Origin of the sequence: Sorlinia euscelidii (assembly GCF_036452135.1) — a bacterium.
Lineage (GTDB): Bacteria > Pseudomonadota > Alphaproteobacteria > Acetobacterales > Acetobacteraceae > Sorlinia > Sorlinia euscelidii.
The window spans coordinates 23548-45809 of record NZ_JAWJZZ010000001.1 but is presented as its reverse complement, the minus strand read 5'-3'; the positions used below and the strand labels follow the sequence as shown (position 1 = coordinate 45809).

General features: G+C 57.5%; 21 protein-coding genes and 1 riboswitch. Of the genes, 10 read left to right on the top strand and 11 right to left on the bottom strand.

Annotated elements, in window-relative coordinates:
* Window positions 1-392: 392 nt before the first annotated feature.
* Window positions 393-1253: a MurR/RpiR family transcriptional regulator gene (locus tag CGLAMM_RS00210; protein ID WP_394819950.1), complete on the bottom strand. Its 861-nt coding sequence runs from the start codon at window positions 1251-1253 to the stop codon at window positions 393-395.
* Window positions 1254-1431: 178 nt separating this feature from the next.
* Between CGLAMM_RS00210 and CGLAMM_RS00205 the strand changes: the two genes are divergently transcribed.
* From CGLAMM_RS00205 to CGLAMM_RS00170, 8 genes are all read left to right on the top strand, one after another.
* Window positions 1432-3360, top strand: a complete 1929-nt coding sequence (locus CGLAMM_RS00205; RefSeq protein WP_394819949.1) for a bifunctional 5-dehydro-2-deoxygluconokinase/5-dehydro-2-deoxyphosphogluconate aldolase — start codon at window positions 1432-1434, stop codon at window positions 3358-3360.
* Window positions 3361-3450: 90 nt separating this feature from the next.
* Entirely contained in the window at window positions 3451-4248 is a 798-nt protein-coding gene (gene iolB, locus CGLAMM_RS00200; protein ID WP_394819948.1) for a 5-deoxy-glucuronate isomerase, read from the top strand.
* A 56-nt stretch (window positions 4249-4304) separates the two neighbouring features.
* The gene (locus CGLAMM_RS00195; protein WP_394819947.1) at window positions 4305-4715 is read left to right on the top strand and encodes a tautomerase family protein; all 411 of its coding nucleotides are present in this window, start codon (window positions 4305-4307) and stop codon (window positions 4713-4715) included.
* Window positions 4716-4778: 63 nt separating this feature from the next.
* The gene (locus CGLAMM_RS00190) at window positions 4779-5576 is read left to right on the top strand and encodes a TIM barrel protein (RefSeq protein WP_394819946.1); all 798 of its coding nucleotides are present in this window, start codon (window positions 4779-4781) and stop codon (window positions 5574-5576) included.
* 196 nt (window positions 5577-5772) lie between these two features.
* Window positions 5773-8223 carry a TonB-dependent receptor gene (locus CGLAMM_RS00185; RefSeq protein ID WP_394819945.1) on the top strand — a complete coding sequence of 817 codons (2451 nt, stop codon included), beginning with the start codon at window positions 5773-5775 and terminating at the stop codon, window positions 8221-8223.
* Between the two features lie 123 nt (window positions 8224-8346).
* Entirely contained in the window at window positions 8347-10125 is a 1779-nt protein-coding gene (locus CGLAMM_RS00180; protein WP_394819944.1) for a hypothetical protein, read from the top strand.
* 198 nt (window positions 10126-10323) lie between these two features.
* Window positions 10324-10740 (top strand): permease, encoded by a 417-nt coding sequence (locus CGLAMM_RS00175; protein ID WP_394819943.1) that lies wholly within the window; start codon window positions 10324-10326, stop codon window positions 10738-10740.
* A gap of 178 nt (window positions 10741-10918) precedes the next feature.
* Window positions 10919-12946 carry a TonB-dependent receptor gene (locus CGLAMM_RS00170; RefSeq protein ID WP_418115349.1) on the top strand — a complete coding sequence of 676 codons (2028 nt, stop codon included), beginning with the start codon at window positions 10919-10921 and terminating at the stop codon, window positions 12944-12946.
* A gap of 33 nt (window positions 12947-12979) precedes the next feature.
* On the opposite strand, the gene CGLAMM_RS00165 is transcribed toward CGLAMM_RS00170, so the two are convergent.
* From CGLAMM_RS00165 to CGLAMM_RS00145, 5 genes are read right to left on the bottom strand one after another with little or no spacing between them, the layout of a single operon-like run.
* On the bottom strand, window positions 12980-13972 hold the full coding sequence (locus tag CGLAMM_RS00165; protein WP_418115221.1) for a HesA/MoeB/ThiF family protein: 993 nt from the start codon (window positions 13970-13972) through the stop codon (window positions 12980-12982).
* Window positions 13959-14582: a thiamine phosphate synthase gene (locus CGLAMM_RS00160; protein ID WP_394819940.1), complete on the bottom strand. Its 624-nt coding sequence runs from the start codon at window positions 14580-14582 to the stop codon at window positions 13959-13961. The genes CGLAMM_RS00165 and CGLAMM_RS00160 overlap by 14 nt, the downstream gene beginning before the upstream one ends.
* Window positions 14579-15337: a thiazole synthase gene (locus CGLAMM_RS00155; RefSeq protein WP_394819939.1), complete on the bottom strand. Its 759-nt coding sequence runs from the start codon at window positions 15335-15337 to the stop codon at window positions 14579-14581. Before CGLAMM_RS00155 ends, CGLAMM_RS00160 begins: the two co-directional genes overlap by 4 nt.
* Window position 15338: 1 nt before the next feature.
* Complete coding sequence (gene thiS / locus CGLAMM_RS00150; protein WP_394819938.1) at window positions 15339-15536, bottom strand: sulfur carrier protein ThiS; 198 nt, start codon at window positions 15534-15536, stop codon at window positions 15339-15341.
* Window positions 15533-16477 carry an FAD-dependent oxidoreductase gene (locus CGLAMM_RS00145; RefSeq protein WP_394819937.1) on the bottom strand — a complete coding sequence of 315 codons (945 nt, stop codon included), beginning with the start codon at window positions 16475-16477 and terminating at the stop codon, window positions 15533-15535. Before CGLAMM_RS00145 ends, thiS begins: the two co-directional genes overlap by 4 nt.
* 53 nt (window positions 16478-16530) lie before the next feature.
* Window positions 16531-16659, bottom strand: a riboswitch (TPP riboswitch).
* A 189-nt stretch (window positions 16660-16848) separates the two neighbouring features.
* Here CGLAMM_RS00145 and CGLAMM_RS00140 point away from each other — a divergent pair.
* Together CGLAMM_RS00140 and CGLAMM_RS00135 are read left to right on the top strand one after the other, a co-directional pair.
* Window positions 16849-17067: a heavy-metal-associated domain-containing protein gene (locus CGLAMM_RS00140; protein WP_394819936.1), complete on the top strand. Its 219-nt coding sequence runs from the start codon at window positions 16849-16851 to the stop codon at window positions 17065-17067.
* Window positions 17068-17111: 44 nt separating this feature from the next.
* Entirely contained in the window at window positions 17112-19268 is a 2157-nt protein-coding gene (locus tag CGLAMM_RS00135) for a heavy metal translocating P-type ATPase (RefSeq protein ID WP_394819935.1), read from the top strand.
* Window positions 19269-19963: 695 nt separating this feature from the next.
* Here the strand turns inward: CGLAMM_RS00135 and CGLAMM_RS00130 are convergent.
* The 5 genes from CGLAMM_RS00130 to CGLAMM_RS00110 form a co-directional block, all read right to left on the bottom strand.
* Entirely contained in the window at window positions 19964-20206 is a 243-nt protein-coding gene (locus CGLAMM_RS00130; protein ID WP_394819934.1) for a hypothetical protein, read from the bottom strand.
* Between the two features lie 154 nt (window positions 20207-20360).
* Window positions 20361-20594: a hypothetical protein gene (locus CGLAMM_RS00125; protein ID WP_394819933.1), complete on the bottom strand. Its 234-nt coding sequence runs from the start codon at window positions 20592-20594 to the stop codon at window positions 20361-20363.
* Window positions 20591-21106 carry a hypothetical protein gene (locus CGLAMM_RS00120; protein ID WP_394819932.1) on the bottom strand — a complete coding sequence of 172 codons (516 nt, stop codon included), beginning with the start codon at window positions 21104-21106 and terminating at the stop codon, window positions 20591-20593. The genes CGLAMM_RS00125 and CGLAMM_RS00120 overlap by 4 nt, the downstream gene beginning before the upstream one ends.
* Window positions 21107-21250: 144 nt before the next feature.
* Window positions 21251-21757 carry a hypothetical protein gene (locus tag CGLAMM_RS00115; protein WP_394819931.1) on the bottom strand — a complete coding sequence of 169 codons (507 nt, stop codon included), beginning with the start codon at window positions 21755-21757 and terminating at the stop codon, window positions 21251-21253.
* A gap of 109 nt (window positions 21758-21866) precedes the next feature.
* Window positions 21867-22256, bottom strand: coding sequence for a superinfection immunity protein (locus tag CGLAMM_RS00110; protein WP_394819930.1), 390 nt, complete (start codon window positions 22254-22256; stop codon window positions 21867-21869).
* Between the last annotated feature and the right edge of the window lie 6 nt (window positions 22257-22262).

The window sequence follows — 22262 nt, the reverse complement described above, 5'->3', positions numbered from 1 at the left end:
CCCGAGATTTTTTGTCCAATCATTCGGGCAAATGGCCTTTATAGGAGCGGACCCGGTTGGAATATTGCATTCCGGGTCGGGGCGTCTCCTGCCACAGATTTAGAGCGGGGACGGACGCGCCGTGTGGGGAGGGATTTTCCTGAAAAGCCCGTTAAGGAGGGAGCGCCGGCGCGCGCGCCGTCACTGCCCAGTCAAGTCACGATGGTTCACCATCCTGATAGGGCCTGGTGCCTGTCAGCCCGTCACGTTTTCAGAAGCTTACGACAGAGCGAATACGGGACACTTGCCGGGAGGCGCGCCATATCGGGTTAGTGCTGGGCGCGACCCGAGCAAGCGCCCAGTCTACTGGTATATCGTCGCGATATGAAAAAATTTAAGTCGGCGATGCGCTGTTATTTCCGCCGCTCGGCAATGGCGGCCGCAAGAGTCATAATCATGACCATCGTCGCTGCATTCGCCCGGAAACCCTGGAAATCGGTTTCAACAATTTCAAACCATAGACCAGAGGCGGGGATAATCGGGCTGATCGCATTATCCGTCAGCGAAACAACCGGCACGCGTCTTTTTTCAAGCTGGTTGAAGAGATGCACGGTCAGAGGTGCATATTCGCTGAAGCTGATGACGAGGGCCGCGTCCTCCGGCCCGGCGCCGAAAATGGACTCCTCTTCCATCCCTGCTTCGGCACCCACAACACGGTGCGGTATTTCAAGCTTGGTGAATAAATAAGCGAGGTAGCGCACGACAGCCATTGAGCGTCGCAGGCCAAGAATATAGATGACACGGCCCCGCGCGAGGCAGGCAACAGCTTTCTGGAGACGTTCAGGGTCCACAAGGTGATGGAGCGCTTCCAACGACTCAGTGGCCGCGCGGTGGAACCCCTCCAGCACATCGAGAGCCGCCACAGGCTGCCCATCCACGCGATGGAGGGCGCTGACCCTCTCCTGATACGGTGTGACGCGACTGCGAAGATGGTTCTGAAAAACGGATTGCATCTCGCTGAAACCGTTAAAGCCGAACAGACGGGCAAAGCGGATGACCGTCGAAGGCTGCACATTCGCGGCGGAAGCCACGCTTTTGACGGTCCCTAAAGCGACATCATTCGGGTGCTGCGTGATATATTCCGCAATCTGCCTCAGTCGCGGTGGCAGGGCGGCCTGCTGCGTGCGGATGTTCTGATGAAGCTGGTCATAGGCGCTGAGTGGCGTGACCCTCGCCGCAATGCTCCTGCCTGTCCCCGGCATGTCGTTACACATGGATGATTCGTACCCTGTTCTGCGTCAAATGCGAGATAGATAGCGCGTCTCATCGCGAAAGGAATATCGTTTTGGCAGGGAGGATGTTTCCCAACTCATAAAAATTTATTCCTTTAATAGACAAATAAGAGAACATATGTTCTATTCCGCATAACGAATTTTAAGTCGGAGAACACTCATGGCAGCGTCGCAATTGGATATTATCGCGATCGGGCGCGCATCCATCGATATTTACGGCCAGCAGATCGGTGGCCGACTGGAAGATATGGCGACGTTCAGCAAAGCCGTGGGCGGATGCCCGGCGAATATCGCAATCGGGACATCGCGACTGGGCCTGCGCGCCGCACTGATCACACGGGTGGGTGATGAGGCTTTCGGTCGCTTCATCCGGGAGCGCCTGGCGCGTGAAGGTGTGGAAACGCGGGGCGTGGTGACGGACACGGCCCGCCTGACCGCCCTGGCAATATTGGGTGCGCGTGATCGGGACAACTTTCCGCTGTTATTTTACCGCACGGATTGTGCTGATGCGGCGCTGAATGAAGATGATATTGATCCCGCCTTTATCCGCCGGGCCAAGGCGATCGTGGTCACCGGCACGCATTTTTCACGCCCGCACAGCGCGGCGGCGCAGCGTAAGGCGATGAAGATCATCCATGAGGCGGGTGGGAAAGTCGTTCTCGACGTTGATTACCGTCCCAATCTCTGGGGCCTTGCCGGTATCGGTGAGGGGGAGTCCCGCTATGTCCGTTCCGATAATGTCACCCGTCATCTCCGCGCGATCCTACCGGGATGTGACCTGGTCGTCGGCACGGAGGAGGAACTCCATATCGCTGGCGGAAGTGAAGACACGCTGGAGGCGATCCGACGGATCAGAAGCTTGACGCAGGCCGTAATCGTCTGCAAACGCGGCCCCATGGGGTGCGTCGTCTTTGAGGATGAAATTCCCGACAGTCTCGAAAAAGGCATTCGCGGCGCCGGCTTCCCGATTGAGGTCTATAATACGCTGGGTGCGGGTGACGCCTTCATGTCCGGCTTTCTGCGTGGATGGGCGCGGGGTGAAAAGCTTGAAACCTGTTGCACTTACGCCAATGCCTGTGGCGCCTTCGCCGTCTCACGCCTCTTATGTTCCGCTGAAATCCCGACTTGGGAGGAGCTTCGTTACTTCCTGAAAAATGGCAGCCCTCTCAAGGCGCTGCGTCACGATGGGGCGTTGAACCATCTGCATTGGGCCACGACAAGGCGGGCACAATCCATGCCGATTATGGCCCTGGCCTGTGATCATCGCATGCAGCTTGAGGATATGGCCCGTGAGGTCGGTGCCGCGCCGGAGAAGATCTCAGCCTTTAAACGGCTGACGGTCAGGGCGCTGGATAAAGTGGCGCAAGGGCGGCCCGGATTTGGCACGTTCATGGATGGGCGTTTCGGCCAGGATGCGCTGTTTGACGCATCGCATAAGGGTCTGTGGATTGCGCGCCCGATTGAAAAACCCGGCTCACGCCCGCTGGATTTCGATGATGGGGGCAGTCTCGGCGCGCATTTGGCGGAATGGCCGATTGACCACGTTGTGAAATGCCTCTGCTTCTATCATCCGGATGACCCGGAGGATCTGCGCCTTCAACAGGAGCGGGAACTGGAACGCGCGTATGATGCCTGTCGCCGGACGGGGCGGGAGCTCTTACTGGAAATCATCAGCGGTAAAAACGGCGTGATTGACCGGGATACAGTCGCCCGCGTTCTCACACGTCTTTATGATCTCGGCATCAAACCGGACTGGTGGAAGCTGGAAGGCAATGAGGACCCGGAGGCCTGGCAACGCATCGCGGATGTCGTCGAAAAACGTGACTCGCTCTGCCGCGGCATTGTCATACTCGGCCTTGATGCGCCGACCGATGACCTGCTTAAAGCCTTCAAGGCGGCCGCCATTACGCCTTGGGTCAAGGGTTTCGCGATTGGCCGCACGATTTTTGGCCAATCGGCACGCGCATGGCTGGCCGGGCAGATCGATGATGAACAGGCCATCACAGAAATGGCCGAAAAATTTACCGTTTTTGTGAAGGCATGGACGGATATTGAAGCCACGCGCCAAAGTCTTGAGGTTTCTGCGTGATCCAAATCGGTTTAGGATTGGTTTCCCACGGCCGCATTTTTCGCAGTTTTACTGACGGGAAGGCGAAGTGGGCAGTAAAGGCATGATGTCATGACAAATTTGCTTGTTCATTCTCAGGCGCCCGGGCCTGATCACGTGACGGTCAAGGTCACGCCGGAATCGGCGGGGTGGAAATATGTCGGGTTTGAAGTCCGGAAGCTGGCGGCTGGTGAGGTGACCTCCGGCACGACCGATCAAACGGAAATCTGCCTGGTGCTGCTGGGGGGCAAGGGGCGAATTGAAGCGGCCGGACGGGATTTCGGCATATTGGGTGAGCGCAGAAATCCGTTCGAGGGTCTGCCCTGGTCCGTTTATGTGCCCCCGAATGAAGCTTGGTTCATCCGCGCAGAAACGGATCTGGAGGTGGCCATATGCGCCTCCCCCGCGAAGGGAAAATATCCGGCGCGTCTGATTAAACCGGATGAAGTGGGGGAGGTGCCGCGCGGCAAGGGCAATAACCAGCGTTTTATCCGCAATATTTTGCCGGACACGGCGCAGGCGGAGACGCTTCTCGTTGTGGAGGTCATCACCCCTGGCGGACATTGGTCAAGCTACCCGCCGCACAAGCATGACACAGATGATTATCCCAACGAGACATATCTTGAGGAGACTTATTACCATCGCCTCAAACGTGGCAGCGGCTTTGCGCTGCAACGCGTCTATACCAAGGATAAAACCCTGGATGAATCCATGGCAGTAGCGGATGGAGATGTCGTCATGGTGCCGAAAGGGTATCATCCGGTCGGGGCGCCGGTGGGTTTTGACCTCTTCTACCTGAATGTCATGGCCGGGCCGCATCGCGTCTGGAAATTCTCAATGGACCCGGATCAGGCGCATCTGCCCTATTAATCATCCGTTCCGCCTGGCGGAACAGGGCTTCAACATTGTTAAAAAAGGATCAACTCATGCCTCTCCTTCATTTCCATATGCGCGAAGGTCGCAGCCCGGAGCAAATCCGTAAAATTCTTGATGTCGCGCATGAGGCTATGCTGGAAGTTTTTCAGGTGCCGCGGCGGGATCGCTATCAGCTTGTCAGTGAATATAAACCTTCGCACATGATTGTGGAGGATACCGGACTCGATATTCCACGCACGGAAAAAGTCCTCCTTATTCAGATGTTCAGCCGGCCACGCGGGGAGGAGAAAACCGCCGCGTTTTACAAGCGCCTGACCGAACGTTTGGAGGCGGAATGCCAGATCAAATCCTCCGACGTCATGATTTCGGTCGTGGAAAATGAGGATGCGCACTGGTCCTTCGGGAATGGACGCGCGCAGTTTCTCACGGGTGAACTCGGTGTTAAAGCCACGACCCACTGAAACAGCGCCTATGCCGCCCTTCGGGGCGGCATGTCACGCTCAGAATAAATAATTGGTGACATTGTGACGGACTTCGCGACGCCCTTTAAACTCGCCGCCTGCGCGGAGATGCTTTTTACCGACCTGCCCATTACTGAGCGCGTGCGCGAGATTTCCGCGCGCGGCTTCATGGTGGAGATCTGGGACTGGACCCGACATGACATCAAAGCGCTGAAGGCGACGGGCGCTGTATTTTCCTCCATGACCGGCTATGTCAGCGGCGGCTTGGTGGACGACGCCGCCATCCAAGATTTCCTCACCTCGGCGGCCCGGTCCATCCCGATCGCGCAGGAATTGGGCATTACCCGGTTGAATATTCATGGGACAGGTCTGGGCCCTACCGGGCTGCCTGTCACCCCTGTGCCGGTCGTCACGCCGGATATGTGGCTGAAGGCGCGCGACACACTCTCGCGTCTCGCCGATCTGGGCGCGCAGCATGATGTCACTTTTGTGCTGGAAAACCTCAATACCGCCATTGACCATCCCGGCGTGCCATTTGCGAAAGCGGAGGACTGCCTGGCCCTGATTAAGGCCGTCAATCATCCCCATCTGCGCCTGATGCTGGACCTGTATCACGCGCAGATCGGGGAGGGAAATTTGATTTCCCTCCTGCGTCGCTGCCTGCCTTATATCGGGGAAATTCAGGTGGCGGATGTGCCGGGCCGCTGTGAGCCGGGGACAGGCGAAATTGCATATCCCGCCATCGCCAGGGCCCTTTACGACATGCATTATACCGGTCCGATCGGGTTGGAAGCATTCGCCCAATCGGACTCAGTCCTTGCGCTGGATCGCTTCCGCGCCGCATTTTCCCTGTCGGTCTAAGGGGTTGGCAATCGGACTGACGGCGCAAAAGGTTGCAGGGAAAGCACGATCCCGGCTTTTTATCGCTTCGGAATTTTCAACCTTCGGATAGAAAGTTGAAATCGCGCGGGATCGCGGTTATTCCCCTTGCTTCCCGCGTCCGCGCAAGCTGGCGCGCGCCCGTCGATGCCTTGATCCCTGTTCCGAAGACATCTGAATGCCCAAGTGCCCCGCTTTTCCCCGCATTGCTTCCGTCGATGGCCGCCGCCCCACCTCATGGCGACGGCTGTGCCTATCCGGTGCGGTCACATGCCTGACCGTGCAGGTCGCTGCGGCGCGTGACATGGCGGAAGGCGGGGCGGTGAGCGGCAAGGCATCGTCGCATCGCAATCTGCATCGTGCGGCGCTTAAGGCGGGGCAGAAAGCGGCACCCCCGCGTGACGGCACCGCCCCGAAAGCGGTTGAGGCGAGATCATCCGACCGGCTTGTCGTATCGTCGCGCCGCAGCCTGTCACGCGGCGCTGAAAATGTCGCATCCACCCTCATCATGAAGCAGATGGTCCCCGGCACAAATGTCATGAATGCGGTCGGGCGACTGCCGGGTGTAAGCTTCAGCTCAACTGATCCACTCGGGATCGACACATTCGGCACGAGCACTTATGTACGCGGGTTTTTTATGGATCAGATCGGTTATACGCTGGATGGTATCCCGCTGAATGACCAGACTTATGAAAGCAATAATGGCGTCAGCATTATTCAGGCGGCGGTTCAGGACGATATTGCGCATGTCACCGTGTCGGAAGGGCCGGGAGGTGTTGAAGTCCCCTCAACCTCAACCCTCGGCGGCACGATCCAGTTTGAAACGTCGGACCCGACCGCGAAGCGGGGTGGGAAAGTCTCGCAGAGTTTCGGGAGTTACGGCTCCATGCGCACTTATTTCCGTGGTGATACGGGTGAAATCAACAAGACAGGCACCAAGGCCTATGTCTCCTTCACCCGCGCGGATGAGAAATTATGGATGGGTTCGGGGGACCAGCAGCAGAAGCAGGTTCAGGCCAAAATTGTGCAGCCCATCGGTCATGACAGTAAAATCAAGGCGTTCTTTAATTGGAGCTCTTTGGCGCAATGGGGATATCCGGATTATTCCCTCGCGATGATTAATGCGCTGGGCTGGCGCATCCCCCGCCTTTATCCCAATTATGCGAAAGCCTATGCCTATGCATCGGGGGATCTTGACCTGCCATCCTCACCTGCCATGAAGGCGAATGATGATCAGGCTTATCTCTATGATGGCGGTCAGGTCCAGATCGATTATACGGGCGGGCTCAATCTTGATTTCGCTTTAACCGACCGTCTTCGCTGGCGCTCGGTTGTTTATGGTCAGAGCGATACAGGCTATTACACTTATTCCGACTATGACCAGCCTTCCCTCGGGACGGGTGCGCCGCTCTCCATGTCCGTCTGGTCAACCCGGCAGGAGCGGTTCGGTCTGACATCTTCTCTGCTCTATGATCTCGATAAGCATCACATTGATGCCGGGGTCTGGTTCGAAAATAATAATCAGCAGGAAAGTCTGTCCTGGTATAATGAGCCCGTCCTCGGTCAGGGTTCTCCACTCGCGACCGTCGGGCCATGGACGACATATGGGCCGGCTTTCAAGCAGGGCTATAATTATATGTGGCACACGAATAATTTCGCGGCGCATATCCAGGATGTCTGGCGGCCCTTCAAAAATCTGCGCCTCGTTGCGGGTTTCAAGTCAATGCTGGCCCATACAGGGGGCGGCGCGGATTATAATAATGCGGCCTATACAGGCGTCGATGCCCTGCCCAATGGCGGGATGACGGCTTTTGACGCGTTTCTGCCGCATTTCGGGGCGAGCTGGCAGTTTCTTCCCGGTCATGAGCTTTATTTTGACCTCGCGGAAAATATGCGCAGCTACCTCGTTTTGCCGAATGGTGGCGGCAATTCGCTTTGGTCCGTGCAAAGTCAGGAGATTTTCCGAGACCTGCAAAAGAAGGTCAAACCGGAGCGGGACTGGGTTTACACGGTCGGATATCGCTACACGAACCGCAATATGCAGGCCAGTCTCGCCGGTTACCACGTCGATGCCTCCAACCGTCTTCAAGCGGCAACGCAAGGGACTATTCTTCAGCCGATCTCGACCGTGGCGCAGACAAGCGTGCAGATCAACGGTGTCGATGCGGGCCTGACCCTGCATCCCCTTAAGAATGTCACGCTTTATAACAGCGTGAGCTATATGCACGGCACTTATGGGGATAATATTGGCGGTGCTGGCGTGACCTATGACACGAAGGGTAAACGCCTCGTCAATTATCCGGACTTTATGTACAAGGGCAACCTCGCTTATAATTGGCGCAATCTTGAAGCCCATTTCGACGTGCAATATTTTTCCCGCCGTTATTTCAGCTACACGAATGACACATCCGTGCCGGGATACTGGCTGGCCAATGCGGGGGCGCGTTATAATTTCGGCAATGTCGGGCTGACGAAGGACCTGACGATCTCCTTCAACGTCTATAATCTCTTTAACACCCACTACATCTCCATGATGGGGGAAAACGGCAATCCGTTCGTTGGGGATTATCAATCTCTTGAGCGCGGGTCGGTACGGCAGTTTTTCGGCACGGTCAGCACACGTTTCTAACGAAATTTTCGGGGCGATGGTGTCGTTGCGGACCGGCCCCGATGAGGTTTCACAAGATCTTCACAAAACGCAAAGAGTGGCCGTTGTAATGTCTCCGAAACAGTCGGAGAAGGATCGTCATTGTTGCGTGAGTCATCGGGTTTTCAGGCCCACCCCGTATCAAGGATAACGCGACGGGCGCTGCTGATCGGCCTTGTCGCGAGCACGGTCATGCCGCGTACCGGTCATGCGGATGGGATGCAGAAGTTGGAGCAGATGGAACGGCAGATCCATGCGATGCAGCGACAGCTTGAGTCTCTTCGCGCCGCACATCAGAAAGAGCAGCGTCGTCAACAGAAGGAACTGGCGCAATTACGCCGGGAGGTTGAGGGTGATCCACAGCTTTTACGCCCGCGCCGTGACGCGCTGCGTCCCGTCGGCGGGGCGTTCCCGCCCGACAACATGGCCATGGTGGGCTTTCCCCGCATGGATGAGCGTTCCGTCCTCTTGCCGCCCATGAATGCGGCCACACCTTACGGGCAACTGACGGGCACGCCGACCGGACGCGTGCTCAGTCTTTCCAGCCCGCTTCGGCGTGGGCAGTTACAGGTTGGCGGGTTGCGCATCACTTTGGGTGGGTATGTGGAGGCGGCATCCATCTTCCGTTCAAGGAATAACGCGTCTGATATTTCCTCCAATTATGGTACGTTGCCTTTCGGCAATGATCCGAACCACGCGATCACGGAATTCAGGGAGACGGCGCGGCAGAGTCGGCTTGCCGCCCTTATAGAGGGGAATATCGCCAGCGGGCTGCGCGCTCAGGCCTATATTGAGACCGACTTCCAGGCTTCCGGCTCCTCCTCAAATTCACGTCTGTCCAACAGCTATGTGTTGCGAGAGCGCGTATTTTACGGCCAATTGGTGGATGACAAGGATGATCTGACGCTGCTGGCGGGTCAGAACTGGTCACTTCTGACTTTACAAAATCACGGTATGCGCGCGCGTGATGAGCAGACGCCGATCGTCATTGAGGCACAATATATTCCCGGCTTCACCTGGACACGTAACCCGCAGATCCGGATCGTCAAAGGGTTTGATCATGCGCGTTATAATCTCGGCCTTTCCATTGAAAGCCCGCAACAGGTGATCGCTCCGGGGCCGGGCGGCGCCTATCTACCGCCGGGCGCAACGCACAGCACCTTCCGAAATCCGGGCGTCGGGATCAATAACCCCTCCACGGATTACTCCACCGACATTGCCCCGGATGTCATCGCCAAATTCGGCGCGGACCCAGGTTGGGGGCATTATGAGATTTACGGTTTGATGCGCGTGGCGCACAGCCGCGTCACTTATGATGGCTACGGCAAATCCGCGACGCAACTCACGGGCGGCGGCGGTGGCGGCGCCATCCTGCCGTTGGAGAAAAAACATAAGATCAACCTCCAGCTTTCCGGCCTGTTTGGGAAGGGGATCGGACGTTACAGCTCGGCCAACACGCCGGATGCGACAATCGGGCCGGATGGACAGCTCGCACCCCTCCCGGCCGCGCTTGCTCTGGCAGGGATTTACGGCAATGTTTCGCCAAGCTTCCAATTATACGCCTATGCGGGCACGGAGGCCGTCCTATCCCGGCAGTCCTTTATGGCGGGCGGATTGCCTTACGGTTATGGCAACCCCCTCTATCAACTTTCCGGCTGTCAGCATGAGGGTGCCCCCGCCCGTCTGTGCCAGACGAGCATCCGACAATCCGCCCAAGGCACGGCCGGTTTCTGGTGGACGTCCCTGCATGGGGATTACGGCATGTTACGGATTGGCGCGCAATATTCCTACACCACTCTATGGTCCTTCTCTGGTATGGGCGGTGAGCCCCATACGGATGCGCATATGGCGTTCCTTTCCTTCCGTTACCTGCCATTCCAGTAAAAGAGCCTGAGGGGTGGAGCATGCTTCCTGAAGGGCAGCGCCACCTGACCTGTCTTGTACGGGCAAATCGGTCACACAAAAGTGAAATCGTTTCCATTGTGATTTTTAACCCTTCGTAAAGCTTGCGAGATCCGCGTGGGACCGGATATAGCCAGCTTCAGGAAGCTGACATCTTGAAGGAAGCAGGAGGGGGGGGCGATGCGAAGGAGCGTGCTGATCGCAACACGCCTCAAACTGCGTCATTTGTGCCTCGCTCTCCTTGTTCTTTTCGGATTCGCGGGTGAACTCGCCCTTCAGAGTCTGGCCACGCCTGATGAAGTGCCGCGCGCCGAGATCGTGCGTTTACTCGGCATCGATATCGCGCCGGGGACATCCGTTGCTGCTTCAGCAGGGATGCACCACCATCATCACAAACATAAGCCCGGCCATGTGCATCAGGGGTGCGTCCTTTGTCCGCTTCTGACGCTTGCCGCACTCATGGTCACGCAGGCCGTTATCTTTCCCCGTTCAAGTCAGCTCGTCCTGCGACTTTATCGCGTGCTTTTTACGGCGCGCGCGCCGCCGCCGATATTCTTCCCGCGCCCTTTCGGGCAGGGCCCCCCTTTTCCATCCTGAAACGTCACCTGTCGCGCACCCTCCTTGCGCGGTGAAATCCCATTTATTTTAGGATGAAGCAATGCCTGCCTCATATGATCGGCTGCGCAAATTTCGGCGCGGCGTGCCCATGGTGGTGCGTGCCCTCAGCGCCCTCTTACTGACTGATTCCGCCCTGTCCGCGACACCCCGCGCGCCCATGACGGTTGAAAATGATAGACCCATGTCCCGCACGGACTTTTTCAATGTCACGGCCCGGCGGCCTGGTGACTCCCACAGTGCCGATGCGTCAGATCTCCTTAACGGCCAGCTCGGTTATTCCAGCTATGCGGCGGGTGGCGTTGCCAATCTGCCTGTCCTGAATGGCATGGCGGATGACCGTGTCGCGACCATCGTCGATGGTATGCGCATGGGGGATGGCTGCCCCAATCACATGAATCCAATCATGTCTTACGTTGATCCTGACAGTGTTTCTGTCGCGCGGGCCATCGCGGGCATAACATCCGTGTCGGAAGGGGGCGACAGTATCGGCGGTTCAGTCCTGATCAAACGCCGCCCGCTGGAATTTTCCAAAACCCATTCCGTCCTCGTCACAGGCCGGGCGCGTGGTGATTATCGCAGTAATGGCGGCGGGTCCGGCGCGTCAGGGAGTGTGACCGTCGCAAATGATATGTGGAGCCTGCGCTATACCGGCTCTTACGCCCATGCAAGTGACTATAGGACGGGCGGGGCGGGGCATCGGGTCCGTTCAACCTCCTATCTGTCTTTCAATCACGCCGTCACGGCAGGTTTCCAGAAGGGCGCCGACGCGGCGGATCTGACATTCGGCCAACAGGATATACCGTATGAAGGCTTCCCCAACGCCTATATGGATATGACCAATAACCGCTCAAGCTTTGTAAACGGCCATTATAAGGGGGCTTTTGCCTGGGGCACGCTGGAGGCGCGTGGTTTCTGGCAACGTGTCAACCACGTCATGAATATGCTGGCCGATAAAGGCGGCCATAGCGCCACGACGGGCATGCCGATGAACACCGATAAACGCACGGTCGGATACAGTGTCGATGTGACGATTCCACTTTCGACCCGGCATCGCCTGATGATGGGAAGTCAGTTTTTCCATGACGGGTTGAATGATTGGTGGCCCCCTCTTATGGGCAGCAAAATGATGGGGCCGGGGACATTCCATAGTATCAATAACGGCCATCGCGACCGGGTAGGGCACTATCTTTCCTGGAATGCCCAGTGGACGCCCAGGCTCTCTTCCCAACTTGGCGTCCGCAATGATGTTGTGATGATGAATACGGGCAATGTCGCGCCCTATTCCTGGACCGGGATGATGTCCCGCCCCGACGCCAATGCGGCGCGGGCTTTTAATGCGCTGAAGCGCGGGCGCACGGATGTGAATTTCGATGTGACGGCGACAACCCGTTACGTGGCCAATGACCGTGTCAGCCTCGAGGGCGGTTTTGCACGCAAGACGCGTTCACCCAATATGTATGAGCGCTATGCCTGGGGCATGGGCGCCATGGCGACGAAGATGATCGGCTGGTTCGGGGATGGGAATGGGTATGTCGGTAATCCTGACCTCAAACCGGAGGTGGCCTATACCGCCAGTTACACACTCAGCCTTCATGACGCGTCACAACGGAAATGGGCTGTGAATATCCAGCCTTTCTATACATACACCCATCATTACATCAATGTGACGCGTATCGCCGCTTTGGGGAAAGGGTTTGAGAAGCTCCGTTTTGTCAACCATAATGCGCAAAGTTACGGCATTAATGCGAATGGGCGCGTGCGGCTTTATGATAGTCGGTTCTGGGGGAGTGGCGCCGTCGTCAGCTACCTGAACTGGGTCCGCGGCCAGGATGAGGTGACAGGGTCCGGTCTTTATCACCAGATGCCGGCAAGTGGTTCGGTTGGTTTTCACACCACTTACAAAAACCTCTCGGGGCGGGTTGATGTCACGCTGGTGAAGCGCAAAAGCACGGTCGACTGGCTGCGCAATGAGCCGAGAACCCCGGGTTATGCGTTGCTGGGGTTAGGGCTGCGCTATAACTGGCGGGCCTTTACACTCGACGCCGCCATCGAAAATCTTCTGGATCAAAAATATTATCTGCCGCTCGGCGGTTGGTCACTTGGTGATTACAAAGCCACGAAAATACTCTCTCCCCTGGCAGGGATGGGGCGCTCTTTCAATTTGAGTCTCGCCGCGCGCTTCTGACATCGGAAGCGTCCTCCTTAACGGGGAGGGGCCTCATGCAGGACTCGTCATCTCGCCTTCCTGATGGAAGGCGATGATGGCGACGTTCCGGTCGCCTGTTTGCCGCATGTAGCTTTCCGCGGCCCGCCAGGCTGTGACGCCCCGACGGCAAATAAAGACGCATCTTCGGCCCGGTAAAGCTGCGAGATGCGCCACCTCATCCACCTCAATCGTTTCGACATCACCCTTGAACAAGTGCGGGTCAAGTTCTGCACGACGCATCAGGAAAATCCGGTCCGTGGCGTTAAGGGACGTCGCATCGATAAATGCCGCGTAAGGCGTTTCAGGTTCCGGGGCGTCATCAAAACGGAACTGCGCCGTTTTCCAATTTTCAAAATTGATCTGAAACATCAGGCCGAGGGGGGAAGGTGTCGTGTCCATAAGGACATCCAGCACCATTTGGGCCTGTAAAGCGCCCATCACGGCAACCACAGGGCCCATCACGCCCGTGTCCCCACATGTCATGACGCGATCGGGTAATGCGGGGAATATGGCGCGGTAACTCGGCGCGTTACGGCAGAAACCGCCGACATACCCCATGCGCCCGGCAACTGAAGCGGAGATAAACGGGGTGTTGCGCCGCTTGCACAGATCTGAAAGCGCGTAAGTCACCGCGACTTCATCCGCCGCGTCAATGACGATGTCAAATTCGGGGATAAGGGTCATTGCCGCGTCTGGCGTCATGGCGCGCGGGATCGCGACAAGCTGGCTCTCAGAATTAAGCGTTAAGAGATGGCGAACAGCGCATTCCGCCTTGAGGCGACCCACGTCACTCTCCCGGAAAATCGTCTGGCGGTGCAGATTATGCGCCGCCACCACGTCATGATCCATGATCGCGATATATCCGCATCCCGCACCCACAAGGAGCGGCAGAAGGCTCGCCCCCAATCCCCCCGCGCCGATGACAAGCACGCGGGCCTGCCGCAAACGCGCCTGATCCCGCGCCCCATTAGGGAAAATCCGAAGCTGACGGTCATAACGCGACATACTGCGCCTCGCTTGCGCGTTCCAGCCAGAGCCGGCAGCGTGCGACCGGGTCTGGCGCGGTGATGACGTCCGTGACAACGCAGGCGACATCGGCACCGGCATTGAGAACGCCCGGCAGACGCGCCGGCGTCAACCCACCGATGGCGATCAGGGGGAGGGGGCTGATCCGGTCTTTCCAGACCCTGATTTTATCCAGTCCCTGTGGGGCGCATGTCATCTTTTTCAGTTTCGTCTCATAAATCGGGCCAAGCGCAATGTAATCAGGTGTCAACGCTAAAGCGCGCGTCAATTCGGCCTCATTATGCGTGGAAAGTCCGATACGCACCCCCGCGCGACGGATCTGCGTCAGATCGGCGTGGTCAAGATCCTCCTGGCCCAGATGCACCCAGCCACAGCCTATTTCACAGGCCATCTGCCAATAATCATTAATGACGAGGATTGCGCCATAAGCGTCGCAAAGATGTTTTGCACGCGCGATCTCCTCCCGAATCACAGAAAGAGGGCGGTCTTTGATGCGGAGCTGAACGAGGCGTAAGCCGACTTCCAGGCACGCTTCAAGATGGGTTGTCCCATCAAGGATAAGGTAAAATGGCGGCAATTCAGGCGTCATGTCAGGTCTGCCATGCCGAAAACAGGTGTCGATGGCTGCGCCATATCCCGTCGCGGCATCAACCCGGCTTGGAAGGCGTCCTGCCCGGCTTCCACGGCCAGACGAAAGGCGCGGGCCATGCGTTCCGGGTCACGCGCATGTGCGATGGCCGTGTTCAACAATATGCCGTCCATGCCCATTTCCATCGCCTCAAGGGCTTGGCTGGGCGCGCCAATTCCGGCATCAATGATGATCGGCGTGTCGGAAAACCAGGCCCGCATCGTCCGCAGCGCATCCTTGTGCCGCAAGCCCTGCCCGCTCCCGATCGGCGCGGCCCAGGGCATCAGCACCCGGCACCCGGCGGCCAGTAATTTTTCACCCAGAATAAGATCTTCCGTAGTGTAGGGAAACACGGCGAAACCGTCATCAGAGAGGATGCGCGCGGCCTCGACGAGCTTGAAGGGGTCTGGTTGCAGCGTATCCGCATGGCCGATCACCTCAAGTTTGATCCAGCTTGTGCCGAAAAGCTCGCGTGCCATATGGGCCGTTGTGACAGCTTCCATCACACTGTGACAGCCCGCCGTGTTCGGCAGGATGCGACACGCGCTCTGCTGAAGGATCTCGCGGAAGGCGGCGCCCTCTGCGCCTTCCCGCCGCAGGGAGACGGTGATGACGTCCGCCCCGGATGCGGTGATGGCGCGGCGTAAAACAGACGGAGAAGGATATTGCGCCGTGCCGAGGAAGAGGCGGCTTTTAAGTGTTACGCCGTAAAACATGCTACCCCCCCTGCATCGGGGAGAGAATTTCAACCCGCATGTCCGGCTGGATGATAAAGGCGGCGCGCTGATCCCGCGCGATGAAGGTGCCGTTGACGGCTGTCGCAACGGCCGTGCACGCGCCAGGATGGGCTGCCACCAGTTCGGCGAGTGACGTCGCGTCCGTCTCGATGATGTCACCATTGAGGAAAATTTTCATGTCCGCACCTCCTGAAGCATGTGGATAAGCGTCTCGGCACAATGGGGCGCCATGAGGAAACCATGTCGATACATGCCATTCACGTGCCACCGCCCATGCTCGTGAATGACGCGGGGGATGTTATCCTCGAAAGCCGGGCGCACGCCGGCCCCCATTTCCAATATTTCAGCCTCCGCGAAGGACGGGTGCACGCTGTAAGCGGCGGAGAGAAGCGCCATGACGGATTGCGCGGTTGGCCGACCTGCGAAACCTGTTTCCACCATCGTTGCGCCGATCATGTAAACGCCGTCATCACGTGGCACGATGTAACAGGGGAATCTTGGATGAAGGAGGCGGATAGGACGTGACAGCGCCAGAAGCGGATTTCTGACAATCAGCATTTCCCCACGCACGCCACGCAGCCCGCGTAGCTGATCGGCGGATTGCAGAGCTCGGCAATCAATGATTTGGCGCGCATGTGGCGCATGTGTGAAAGCGACATTTTTCGTCCGCAGGCGGCTCTCCAGACTTGCCAGCGCCTTGCGCGGGTCAAGATGCCCTTCTTCGGGAAAAAACAGGCCACGGGAAAATTGATCTGCGAGGTCCGGCTCGATCTCTTCCGGCGCAACCCAACGGTGATGCGATGTGCGCTGGCTGAAACGTTCCAGCTCACGTTGATCGCGCGGGGGGGCGACCACAAGTGTGCCATTCTGCTTCACGTCCGGCACGTGTTCTGACCACCATGACAAAGCGCGTTGACCATTTGCGACGACCGCCGCCGGGGCCGTCTCACCTTCGCAATAAGGGGCGAGCATTCCGCCCGCGAGGTGTGAGATGGGGGCGGGCGCGCCGTTAGGCACGACAACTTCCACACTGAAACCGGCCTCACGCAACATGGTCGCACAGGTTAAAGCGGCAACGCCGCGTCCCAGCACGGCAAAGTCCGTTTCAGCGCGGCGCATCGGCGCGCGTCCGCGGGTTAGGGCATGTCCCCTTGAGGGGATAAGGCCGTGTCAGCACGATTATTTATCCTTCCTACGCCAGTATCAACTGGATCAGGTTCTAAGGGTCGCTGCACCTCTGGCATCATGCGCCAGATTGACAGCCTCTCAGCCCTTTCGGCAGGGCTCCCCCGGGTCGTGACCAACATAATGCGAAGGCCGCGCGACCATGTCAACGCCTATCCCGCACGGCGCGGTTTCTGCTTCACAAGTGCGCGTGACATCTTGAAAGATGGTCGCGGAAAGTCATCTTGATGAGAGGGTTCAAATATGATTGACGCGTTTCGCGGGGGCCAAATGGCGCTCCTGGACGGCGTAAAGGGAGCGGAAAAATGGGACAGAAATTACGTTTCAAGGTTGAAGGCATGATGTGTGAGGGATGCGTCTCGACATTGCGCAAAGCCCTGTCCCGTGAAACGGATGTCAGCGATATCGTGATTTCGTTGGAACGGCATGAGCTTGAGCTGACAGTGCAAGGGACATCTGTCACGCCGACACGAATTCTCCAGATTGTCGAAGATGCCGGTTACTCTGCTGCGCAACGCCCTTAAAGCGAAACCCGGCATTGATACTGTCTTTCTAACAGGGACGCTTTATGTCTGATCAACTCACGCTCCGTGTCATTGGTATGAGCTGCGCCAGTTGCGCAGCGCGTCTTGAGCGTGTGCTGAACCGGCAGGACGGCGTGGCGGCCCGGGTCGATTACGCGTCAGAGCGGGCGGCCATCACGCTGGACGGGCCGATAAAACCGCCAGATGTCTTTGCGGCCATTCGTAAAGCGGGTTTCGACGCGGTGGATGAGCGGACGGTCGGGCGAGATGCGCAGCCAGCCCGGCGCTTCCTCGGCATTGACCGGGACATGATTTTGCTGACTTTGTGCGCGGCATTCTTCTTTTGCACGATGCTGGCCATGTGGGCGGGGCTGCATCCACCCGCGCTTGCGTGGCCCGAACTGGTCATCGCCAGTTTCGTGCAGTTTTACCTCGCGCGGCATTTTTACCACCGCGCTTTCGCCGCCTTGAAGGGCGGTGATGCGAATATGGATGTGTTGGTCGTGCTGAGCACATCATGCGCCTATATTTTCAGCGTCTGGAATATGTTTTGCGGGGATAGCGCGGCGCTTTATTTTGAGACGGGCGTTTTCATCATCTTCTTCGTCTCACTCGGCAAATGGCTGGAGGCGCGCTCCAAAGCGCAGGCCGCGGCGGATCTTGAAACGCTTCTCGCTTTCAAACCCGCCCTGATCCACGTTGAAACATCGGAAGGCGTCGTGGATCGACCCATTGAAAGCCTTCAGGTCGGGGACGTCTTCATCATCCGGCCGGGAGAAAATATCGCCGTTGACGGTGAGGTCATTGACGGGGAGTCGGAAGTCAATGAATCGATCCTGACCGGGGAGGCGCACCCCGTCTACCGTCAGGTGGGCGATAAAGTTTTCGCGGGGACGACCAACATTAATGGCGTGCTGAAACTGCGCGCGACATGCATCGGGGCGGATACAGTCGTGGCCCGCATGGTCGAGACTGTGAGGAATGCGCAACTGACAAAGGCGCCGATCTCGCGATGGGTGGATCGCGTGACGCGTATCTTCGTCCCATTGATCATGATCGTCGCGCTCGCCACTTTTCTGCTGTGGTTTCTGCACACGCATATTTTCCTGACAAGCCTGACCGCCGCCATCGCCGTCATGGTTATCGCCTGTCCCTGCGCCTTGGGCCTGGCGACACCGATTGTGCTGATGGTTGCGGGAGGGCGGGCTGCACGCAGCGGCATATTGATGCGCAATGCCGCTGCGTTTGAAACGCTATCAAAGTCCGACATGATCATTTTCGACAAGACGGGGACGTTGACGCGCGGGCAGTTTGAAGTCACGGACGTGATCGCCGTCAAAGGTGCTTCGGAGCATGATCTGCTGACGACTTTACTGGCAGTTGAAAACCACGCAGAGCATCCGCTCGCCCGCGCCATTGTCAATCATGCACGCTCCCGCGCGATTGATGAGGTGGAAGTCACGCAGTTCCGCATCATGCCGGGGCGTGGTGTCGCCGCGCAAATCGGGGAAGATGCCGTCATGGCCGGCGCACCAGCCTACTTTATGTCCGAGGGATATAATTTACCGGCGACATTGATCCAACCGTTGGAAAATCAGGGCAAGACGGTTGTTGTCGCGGCGCGTAGGGGCCGAATGCTGGGCGTTATTGCCTTGGAAGACACGCCACGCACGGACGCAAAATCCGTCATTGACACGTTGCGCCGTAAAAGCATCACGCCGGTTCTCCTGACGGGGGATCACGCTGCTTCCGCCCGGCATGTGGCGTCGCAACTGGGCATTACGGATGTCCAGGCCGGTATTTTGCCGGAAGGGAAAGCCAGGCTCGTCAAATCCCTGCGTGAAGACGGGCACTTCGTGGCGATGGTGGGAGATGGCGTCAACGATGCGCCAGCGCTTGCCAGCGCCGACACCTCAATCGCGATGGGTTCGGCCGCCGCGATATCAATGAATCACGCTGATATCATCTTGATCCGCAATGACCTCCCGGCAATTGACGACCTTATGCAGCTTTCCGGCGCGGCTTTGCGTAAAATCAAAACCAACCTGGGGCTTGCATTTCTCTACAATGTTTGCGCCATCCCCGTTGCGGTCATGGGTCTTTTAACTCCAGCTGTGGCGTCGGCGGCGATGGAGCTAAGTTCACTTTCTGTCGTGTTGAATGCGCTGGCCTTGCGGCGTTGGCAGCCGGGTAGAAACTGAGTCGCACACACGCGGCGCGGCATGGATGAGATGGTCACGGCGGCACAATCCACTTAATGACGACACGCGCGCTCATGATTGAGGGCGGCGCAGAAGCGAAATCCAGGCGGACCTTAATATGGCCACAAATGAGGGTGAGTGTGGCGTTTATGAGGACTTGGGTGAAAACTGAGCTCTTACATCACCGGAATGGATGAGGACTTTCGCGGCGTTCTCACCTTTGTCGATAAACGGCAATTTAATTGTAAGGCCATGATTTTCCGGCAAGTTTTCGCCGGACGGGGCGCATCGGGATCATCATGGATCCTAATGAGGGTTTACAACGTTAAGCTCGTAACCGTCCCCGAAAGGACGATGAGACTTCGCCAAGTTCTTCGTCACGTAAAAAGGTAAGGAGGCCTCGTCGAAAGTGCTTCAACGTTCTCAAACATCTAAAATTCGTCGAGATGAAGTTTTCGATCTCTCAGCGCTCATGGTCGGCCGTACACCCCCTGCTTTAAATGACACGCGTTGGCGTATTTTTCAGGAGGGGCAAACCCCTCAAGATGGGGAAGCTGCGTTTTTTATTTCAGATTCAATGATTTACTTCGGTATCTGGGATGATGGCCAGGACTGTTTCCTTGTTGCAAGGTCAAAAAGGATGCGGGGATCGGCCTGGATACCGCTCGCCCATTAACTTGTGAGATTCGCCCGGGCTAGCGCGCCGCCTTGCTACCTGCATGCTCGCGTTCGTTCTGTTGCTGCATGTAATGCTGGTAGGATGCGGCTTCATTCTGTTCCTGCACGGTTTCGACGGCATTGATTTTCCGACTCATTTCTTCCGGCGTGATCTGAGCGGCCTGTGGCGGTGGTTTCGGATCACCACAGCCTGTGACGCCGATCGCCAGACTTGCAAATCCGATTATGTTTGCTACCCGCCTGAAGCGCGTATATCGCATGTCCATCCTCTCACAAGCCAACTTCAATATCGATCTGGCGAGACCCGTGTCCGAACCGGACCAAAAAGGTTTGGCCAACCGGAGCATTATCACGCGGAGAAGTTAAAATCCGGAGAAGCCGTGCCCACCCTCCACTTACCAGTTTGCCTGTCAATCATGGCTTCCGTCTTGCCGTCGCTTCAGCAGCGCGCTGCTGGGCCTGCATCATCTGATATTGATAGGCCAGGGCGTTATCGCGCTCATACTCATCATGCATGGCTGTGAGTTGCTGCTGTTGCGTAACAGGGTCAAACTCCGCTGTTTGGGGTGGCGGGGTCGGGTCGCCGCAGGATGGCAGGGCCAGGATGACAGCGAGCAAACCGAGGCGGCGCGAGGTGAGGAGGGTCATTTACCGGTCCGGGGGCATTGATGGTTGGGCTGTACACGCGTCTCCGTGCGAGTCATGGCGACCAGCATGGCCTGGCCCGGCGCAAACTCGCATAAGCGCCCCACTTGGGCTGAGCTATACATGGCATTGCCGTCTTTATAAGCGATCTGAACACCATTGACGAAAGTCGTGTCCGGCACGATGGAACCGGCCGCCGCACCAGCGACACCCCCGCCAAGTCCGCCCAAGGCTGCACCGGCGTTGGAATGCCCGACACCGAGCCCGAGACCGACCCCTAGCCCGGCGCCCAAAATCCCGCCAGCAATCTGCGCCGCTGTCTGGTTGCGGGAGTTATTAACCTGCACACGTGCAGGCGCTACGCCAATAATCGTGACGACCTTCAACGCCTGACGCTGATTCACCTGGGCGCTTCCATAAGTATCAGCTCGGTTTTCCGTCCCTGGTGCGGCGCAGGATGCCATCAATGTGAGCGCGGCAATGGCTGAGCTATGGCGGAGGATCTTCGAAGACATACGCTTGATTCCTAATCGGTCATTTTTAATTTTTTAACGAATAAAGCGCAGTGTTTCCCAGAGATTGATTTATAGCAAGCATTTTACGCGCCAGAAACAGTTTGACGGATGCACGGATCGGACGCCCGACCCGTCTTAAGCCCATTATTTCGTTGCGCATTGGCGGTTGGGCTGGATCCGTGTCTGAGTTGCATTCATCGCAATCAATGTTGCCGGGCCCGGTCCATATTCGCAAAGGCGACCCACCTGGGCGGAGCTGAAAGCCTGATGGCCATCCTGGTAGGCAATCTGCACACCATTGACATAGGTTGTGCTGGGGACGATAGAGCCACCTGCTGCGCCTGCGGCGATGCCGCCTAACCCACCAAGCGCGCCCGCGGCGGTTGAATGCGCAACCCCTGTGCCCAGCCCGGCGCCGAGACCCGCACCCAGAATGCCGCCAACAATCTGCGCCGTACGCCGTCGACTGGTATTATCAACCTGAATGCGCGCTGGCGAGACTGAAATGATGGTGACGACTTTGATGGCCTGACGCTGGTTGACTTCGCCCGCCATGTAAGTGTCCGATCGGTTTTCCGTCCCTGGCGCCGCGCAGGATGTCACGGCGATCAGGGCTGAGAGGGATGCCAGGGTTGTCACGCGGGCGTTCATCACAATGTCCTTCCGAAACTATCAGAGATGACACGCGATGAACGCCGAAGAGTTGCATTAAAATCCGGTAAAGGGACGCTTCAAAATCCCGCGGAAAAAAAGGCTGCGCCTAGAAATCCGACTCGATCTTAGGATTGTTGGCGTATTCATGCAGCAGCGTCATGACGTGGCTCGCATTTTCGGACAGCCCGACAACGAGGAGAACCGTCAGAATCACGATAATCACGAGCAGAAGCGTCCGGGACCGCATCGCATTCGGCAATGGGACGGGCGCGCCAAGCTGGTTAAAGAAAAACAGCCGACGCGCCTCATACTCATCCCGCCGTTCGATCAGGAGCGCGATGAAGAGCGTCAGTACCCACCCGATGAACGTCCACCCGAGAAAGAGGTTGAGCAGGAAAAGGGCGGGCAGGTGGTGTGTGTTGCGAAAGGCCGCAATGATGCTGGGCAGGAAATAAAGACATGCAAAAAACAGAAGGATGAACAACAAGAATTCCATGGGTCA

Excerpts from the sequence above, each read along its gene's own strand:
- CGLAMM_RS00210 (WP_394819950.1), bottom strand. The coding sequence starts at position 1,253 with ATGTGTAACGACATGCCGGGGACAGGCAGGAGCATTGCGGCGAGGGTC.
- CGLAMM_RS00205 (WP_394819949.1), top strand. The coding sequence starts at position 1,432 with ATGGCAGCGTCGCAATTGGATATTATCGCGATCGGGCGCGCATCCATC.
- iolB (WP_394819948.1), top strand. The coding sequence starts at position 3,451 with ATGACAAATTTGCTTGTTCATTCTCAGGCGCCCGGGCCTGATCACGTG.
- CGLAMM_RS00195 (WP_394819947.1), top strand. The coding sequence starts at position 4,305 with ATGCCTCTCCTTCATTTCCATATGCGCGAAGGTCGCAGCCCGGAGCAA.
- CGLAMM_RS00185 (WP_394819945.1), top strand. The coding sequence starts at position 5,773 with ATGCCCAAGTGCCCCGCTTTTCCCCGCATTGCTTCCGTCGATGGCCGC.
- CGLAMM_RS00175 (WP_394819943.1), top strand. The coding sequence starts at position 10,324 with ATGCGAAGGAGCGTGCTGATCGCAACACGCCTCAAACTGCGTCATTTG.
- CGLAMM_RS00170 (WP_418115349.1), top strand. The coding sequence starts at position 10,919 with ATGACGGTTGAAAATGATAGACCCATGTCCCGCACGGACTTTTTCAAT.
- CGLAMM_RS00165 (WP_418115221.1), bottom strand. The coding sequence starts at position 13,972 with ATGTCGCGTTATGACCGTCAGCTTCGGATTTTCCCTAATGGGGCGCGG.
- CGLAMM_RS00160 (WP_394819940.1), bottom strand. The coding sequence starts at position 14,582 with ATGACGCCTGAATTGCCGCCATTTTACCTTATCCTTGATGGGACAACC.
- CGLAMM_RS00155 (WP_394819939.1), bottom strand. The coding sequence starts at position 15,337 with ATGTTTTACGGCGTAACACTTAAAAGCCGCCTCTTCCTCGGCACGGCG.
- thiS (WP_394819938.1), bottom strand. The coding sequence starts at position 15,536 with ATGAAAATTTTCCTCAATGGTGACATCATCGAGACGGACGCGACGTCA.
- CGLAMM_RS00145 (WP_394819937.1), bottom strand. The coding sequence starts at position 16,477 with ATGCGCCGCGCTGAAACGGACTTTGCCGTGCTGGGACGCGGCGTTGCC.
- CGLAMM_RS00140 (WP_394819936.1), top strand. The coding sequence starts at position 16,849 with ATGGGACAGAAATTACGTTTCAAGGTTGAAGGCATGATGTGTGAGGGA.
- CGLAMM_RS00135 (WP_394819935.1), top strand. The coding sequence starts at position 17,112 with ATGTCTGATCAACTCACGCTCCGTGTCATTGGTATGAGCTGCGCCAGT.
- CGLAMM_RS00130 (WP_394819934.1), bottom strand. The coding sequence starts at position 20,206 with ATGCGATATACGCGCTTCAGGCGGGTAGCAAACATAATCGGATTTGCA.
- CGLAMM_RS00125 (WP_394819933.1), bottom strand. The coding sequence starts at position 20,594 with ATGACCCTCCTCACCTCGCGCCGCCTCGGTTTGCTCGCTGTCATCCTG.
- CGLAMM_RS00120 (WP_394819932.1), bottom strand. The coding sequence starts at position 21,106 with ATGTCTTCGAAGATCCTCCGCCATAGCTCAGCCATTGCCGCGCTCACA.
- CGLAMM_RS00115 (WP_394819931.1), bottom strand. The coding sequence starts at position 21,757 with ATGAACGCCCGCGTGACAACCCTGGCATCCCTCTCAGCCCTGATCGCC.
- CGLAMM_RS00110 (WP_394819930.1), bottom strand. The coding sequence starts at position 22,256 with ATGGAATTCTTGTTGTTCATCCTTCTGTTTTTTGCATGTCTTTATTTC.